Source organism: Streptomyces sp. NPDC043746 (assembly GCF_056436485.1).
Map to the genome: position 1 here is coordinate 58,488 of NZ_JBWKCM010000030.1, position 5,096 is coordinate 63,583.

Consider the following 5,096-nt stretch of genomic DNA (forward strand, 5'->3'; position numbering starts at 1 on the left):
ACACCGATCCACCCCACGGAGGAGGAAACGGCGGGGGAGCAGGCCTCTTCTCCCCCCCCCCCCCCCCCCCCCCCCCCCCCCCCCGGTGCCGTCCCGCTTCTCGGCGGATCACGTGCAGTACTGCGCCTCCTTGCCGATCGACCGGTACATGCAGTCCGCGTTCTCGATCAGCTGGAGCACCGCGTCCCGGTTGCGGGAGGTCTCGCGTTCGATGATCTCGTCGGGCGGGTAGAAGCCGCCGCCGGAGGCCGAGCGCGGGTACATCTCGAAGGTGTAGCCGAAGATGCGCTGCGAGCCCCACAGCCAGTCGTCGATCGAGCCGTCGGTGATGTAGAGGTCGCTGGACTGCTGGGCGGTGTAGCCGTTGCTCGCCGCCATCTTGCGGCCCACCGCGGCGAACGCGTTGCGGTCGTCGGCCGTCATGCCGGGGGCCGTGTCGGCGTACGTGTAGCCGTACGGCCAGAGCACCAGCTCACTGTAGGTGTGGAAGTCGATGGCCGCCGTGATCTGCTGCTTGCCGCCGACCACCCGGCTGCGCACGAAGTCCGCGACCACCTTCGTCTCGGGCGCGGACTCGGGGGCCCGGCCGCGGTACGTGTCCGAGGACGGGCTGGAGGAGGAGCCGCCGCAGCAACCCCACTTGAAGTCCCAGTTGCGGTTGAGGTCGGTGCCGACGGCGGTGGAGCCGGTGTTGGGCTGGCGGTTCTTGCGCCAGCTGCGGTACGAGCCGGTGGCGATGTCGTACTCGCCGCCGTCCGGGTTCATGTCCGGGATGACCCACAGTTCGCGGTCGTTGACGGCTCGGGTGATCCGGGGGTCGGAGCCGTAGCCCTCGGCGAACTCCCGGAGCAGGTAGAGCGCCATCTCTACGGTCAGGTGCTCGCGGGCGTGCTGGTGGGCGGTGAAGAGGACCTCGGGCTCGGCCTCGTCGGTGGCCACGTTGTCGCTGATCTTGATGGCGACGATGTCGCGGCCCTGGTAGGTCTTCCCGATGACGCGCTTGCTCATGATCGAGGGGTTGGCGGCGACCCGGGCGTCGATGGCCGCGGTCATCTCGGCGTAGTTGTGGTAGCGGGAGTCGGCGGGCGGGAAGTCGAGCGCGCCGGGCCCCTCCGACGGCCCGTGATCATGAGCGCCGGGGGCGGGCAAGGCCTCCAGGACATGGCCCTGGGCCCGAAGCTTCCTGGCCTGGTCGGCGTTCGCGGTGATCACGATGCCGTGTTCGTGGACCTCGTCGATCGGGACGCCCGCGCGGGCGATCGCCGTCCGGGAGGCGGGGGTCGTGCGCCCGGTGATCTCGTACTGGAGCGTCCGCTCGTCCGCGGCGACGGCCGCGTTCGGGGCGGAGGTCTCGGCGGTGGCGACAGCGGTCGCCGGGGCGGCGAGGGCGAGGGCTAGCAGGACGGCGAGGGCGGCGTTCCGCCTCACCCGGGGCCTGGTCTTCCGTGCGTCGGCACGTCGCATGCTGGCAGTCTCCTGAGTCCGTCGGGGTGGGGGGTGGAGCTGTGCGACGGGCACAGGATGGGCTCATGTCATGGACGGGTCAAGGCTGGGGTTCCGGCCATGATCCCTCCCTTCTCCCGCAGGTTGATTCCCTCCAGCCCCGGCCGGCCCCACCGTCACCCGGGCCCCGCGAGCTGCCGAGCACGCCCCCACGCGCCGGGCGCCCCTGCCGCCCCGTCGCGGGCCCGGCGCCACCCGGACTCCCACGGCTCAACCGCCCTCGGGTCCGCCCGGCCCCTCCCCCAGCTTCCGCCGCAACACCGCCCGCTCCGGTTCCGTGCCCGCCAGTTCCAGCGCCTCCCGGTAGGCCTCGGCCGCCTCACCACCCCGGCCCAGGCGGGCCAGCAGGTCCCCGCGGGCCACCGCGTACGGTCCGTACGTCCGCAGCCGGGGCTCCCCGCCCAACGCGTCGAGCAGGGCCAGCCCGGCCCCCGGGCCGTCGCGCATCGCCACCGCGACGGCGCGGTTCACCGCCACCACGGGGGACGGGGTGAGGGTCAGCAGCACCTCGTACAGAGCCACGATCTGCGCCCAGTCCGTCGACTCCACGTCCGCCGCCTCGTCGTGCAGGGCGGCGATGGCGGCCTGCACCCCGTACGGCCCGGCCGGGCCACCGGTCAGGGCGCGGACCACCAGGGCCCGCCCCTCCTCGATCATCGCCCGGTCCCAGAGCCGCCGGTCCTGGTCCTCCAGGAGCACCGGCTCGCCCTCCGGTCCGGTCCGGGCCGCGCGCCGGGCGTGGACGAGGAGCAGCAGCGCGAGGAGCCCGGCGGCCTCGCGTTCGGCGGGGAGCAGGCGGTGCAGTATCCGGGCGAGGCGGAGCGCCTCCTCGGCCAGGTCGAGCCGCTGGACCCGGGAGCCCGAGCTGGCCGCGTACCCCTCGGTGAAGACCGAGTAGACGACCTGGAGCACCCCGGGCAGCCGCTCCGGCAGTTCGTCGGGGCCGGGCACCCGGAACGGGATGCGGGCCTCGCGGATCTTCTTCTTCGCCCGCACGATCCGCTGGGCCATGGTCGCCCTCGGCACGAGGAAGGCCCGCGCCACCTCGGGGGTGGTGAGCCCGGCGAGGCAGCGCAGGGTGAGGGCGGTGCGGTCCTCGGCGGCGAGGGCGGGGTGGGCACAGGTGAAGAACAACTGGAGCCGTTCGTCCGGCAGTTCACCGTGCCCGGTCGGGGCGGCGACATCCTTGGCCCGTTCCGCGTCGGCCTGGAGGACGGCGAGCCGGGCCGCGTACGCCCGGTCCCGCCGCAGCCGGTCCACCGCCTTGCGCCGCGCGGTCGTCAGCAGCCAGGCTCCGGGCCGGGCGGGGACGCCCTCGGCCGGCCAGTGGCGCAGCGCCGCCTCGATCGCCTCGGACGTCACCTCCTCGGCCAGGTCGAGATCCCCGAACCGCCGTACGAGGGAGGCGAGCAGCAGCCCCCGCTCCTCCCGGAACACCGCCTCGACGGCGACCCGGGCCTCCTCCGGCTCCCTCGACGACGCGCCCTCACCCGCCACCGGCCCTCAGCCCCCGAAGTCCCCGGAGCCGCCGGGGTCGCGGGAGGCGCCGGAGGCCCCAGGGCCCTGGGAATCCCGGGAGGCTCCGGAGTCCCCGGAGAGCCCTGAGTCCTCCGGGGCGCCGAAGTCCGCGACCGGGCGCACGACGACCGAGCCGCCGTCCCGCGCCCCGGGGCAGCGGGCGGCCCAGTCCAGGGCGGCGTCGAGATCCGGTACGTCGATGACCAGGAACCCGCCCAGCAGCTCCCGCGTCTCCGCGAACGGCCCGTCCGTCACGGTCCGCTCCCCGGTCGGCGAGACCCGCACGGTGGTCGCGGTGACGAGATCGGCCAGCGACTCCCCGGAGACGAGGATCCCCGCGTCCCGTACGTCCTTGTCGTAGGCCATCCAGTCCTCGACGGTGCACTGCGGCGCCCCGCCCTGCTCGTCGACTGCCCCGCTGTGGATCAGCAGCATGTACTTCATGGTCGGCTCCTGTCGCCTGTCGGGACTCTTGTCCGGTCCCCTGGGGTCCCAGCCTCACGACTGGCTTACACCATGACGACGAACAGGTCCGGGCCCTTTCGACACGCCCGCCGAGAAATCTCGGAAGGGATGAAGGCCACGCCTTCCCCGAGCCCCTCGACGGACGCGAAGGTGTCGGCAGTCAGGTCGCCAAGAGAGAAGGGACCGGCCTCGCGCCCTTCGCGGCCGACGGTTCTTCGGCCGAACGGGCGTCGCCGCACTCCCGGCACACCCCTGGCACCGCCGACCGGAAGGCGCGGTCGCAGTCGTCGCAGTTCTGGAGCGGGACGACGGGCACGGCGGCGGGCGGCGGCGGTGGGAGCAGTGCGGCGAGCCGGTGCCGCAGCAGTTTGGCGGGATGCCGGAGGGGGACCGGCGGATCATCGGTGATCGCCGCCCGTACGGCATCCGGCCGCACCCCGCGCTCCAGCCAGGCGGCGACCCCGGGAACCAGCCCGCGTGCGTCCTCCTCGGAGAGGAGGAACACCGGCGCGGTCCTGGGGAGCCCGGCGAGCAGATCGGCCGCAGCCGCGTACAGGGCCTCGGTGGGGTGCCGCGGGACGGGCAGCCGCAGGCGCGGCCTGCGGGGAGCGGTGGGCGGCGGAACGAGGCGAGGGCCGGGGTCGGCCACAGGCACCGGGGCCGGTACGGCTACGCGTACGGATTCCGGCGCAGGCACGCGCACGGGCTCAGACGCCCGTACGGGCTCAAGTGCGCGTACAGGCTCAGGCTCCGGCACACGTACCGGCTCAGACTCCGGCACACGTACAAGCCCAGGCTCCGGCACGCGTACAAGCCCAGGCTCCGGCACGCGTACGGGCTCGGCGGCAGCCACAGGCCCGGCCTCGACCGCGGTCACCGCCACACGCTCCCGCGTTCGCTCCCGTCCCCTGGCCGCCGCCGGGTGGTTGTACGACTCCGTCCGGGTGGCCAGCTTCCCGCCCCCGACCCGTTCGCGGGTGCGGCGCAGGAACCCGTTCCCCTCCAACTCCCGCAGCGCGGCCGCGATACGGGCCTCGCTCTCCGGGAAGACCGCGGCGAGCGCCTTGACGCCGACGCGTCGCCCGTCGGGCAGCGACTGGATGTGGGTGCCGAGGCCGATCGCCAGCAGGGAGAGGCCCCGGTGCTGGGAGAGCCGGTTGGAGATGATCGTGTAGCCGTCGGTGAGCCGGATGTTGATGTGTACGACTCCGGCGGACGGGGCGCGCGAGGGCGCGCTAACCTGCTGGGTATCCATCGGGAAGTGGCTTCTTCCTTGGTGGTGAGGCCTTCGGTCGGGATGCCAGTCCCGGCCGGGGGCCGTCTCGATGTCTGGGTTGTGGTCAGCGTGAGCATATGCCCGGCAACAGGCCATGAAGCCAGCCCGGTTGGCACACTTCACTCATGTGGGTGAACGCGCCCAGCCCGAGCTGACCGGGGGCCCGCAGAGGTCCACCCGGGGGGTTGGGTGGGGTTGTTTCTCCGGTGATCAAAGACAGGTACTCAAAAGCATTTACGTCGTGGGGGGGGGGGGGGGGGGGGGGGGGGGGGGGGGGGGGGGAGGGAAGGAGGACCCTCTGCGGGACCCAGCGCGGGGTGGGCGCGGGCGGCGT

At 73.5% G+C, this 5,096-nt stretch carries 4 protein-coding genes; all 4 read right to left on the minus strand.

Annotated elements, in window-relative coordinates; genetic code table 11:
• Positions 1-108 precede the first annotated feature (108 nt).
• Positions 109-1,464, minus strand: a complete 1,356-nt coding sequence (locus tag AC0682_RS26325; RefSeq protein ID WP_478535506.1) for a M14 family metallopeptidase — start codon at positions 1,462-1,464, stop codon at positions 109-111.
• A gap of 249 nt (positions 1,465-1,713) precedes the next feature.
• A complete protein-coding gene (locus tag AC0682_RS26330) occupies positions 1,714-3,000 on the minus strand; it encodes an RNA polymerase sigma factor (protein WP_478535507.1) in 1,287 nt (428 codons plus the stop codon).
• A gap of 6 nt (positions 3,001-3,006) precedes the next feature.
• Positions 3,007-3,465 (minus strand): YciI family protein, encoded by a 459-nt coding sequence (locus AC0682_RS26335; RefSeq protein ID WP_478535509.1) that lies wholly within the window; start codon positions 3,463-3,465, stop codon positions 3,007-3,009.
• Positions 3,466-3,646: 181 nt separating this feature from the next.
• Positions 3,647-4,741 carry a hypothetical protein gene (locus tag AC0682_RS26340; RefSeq protein WP_478535510.1) on the minus strand — a complete coding sequence of 365 codons (1,095 nt, stop codon included), beginning with the start codon at positions 4,739-4,741 and terminating at the stop codon, positions 3,647-3,649.
• Positions 4,742-5,096: the final 355 nt, after the last annotated feature.

Coding starts and splice junctions, on each gene's coding strand:
- AC0682_RS26325 (WP_478535506.1), bottom strand. CDS start 1,464: ATGCGACGTGCCGACGCACGGAAGACCAGGCCCCGGGTGAGGCGGAAC.
- AC0682_RS26340 (WP_478535510.1), bottom strand. CDS start 4,741: ATGGATACCCAGCAGGTTAGCGCGCCCTCGCGCGCCCCGTCCGCCGGA.
- AC0682_RS26335 (WP_478535509.1), bottom strand. CDS start 3,465: ATGAAGTACATGCTGCTGATCCACAGCGGGGCAGTCGACGAGCAGGGC.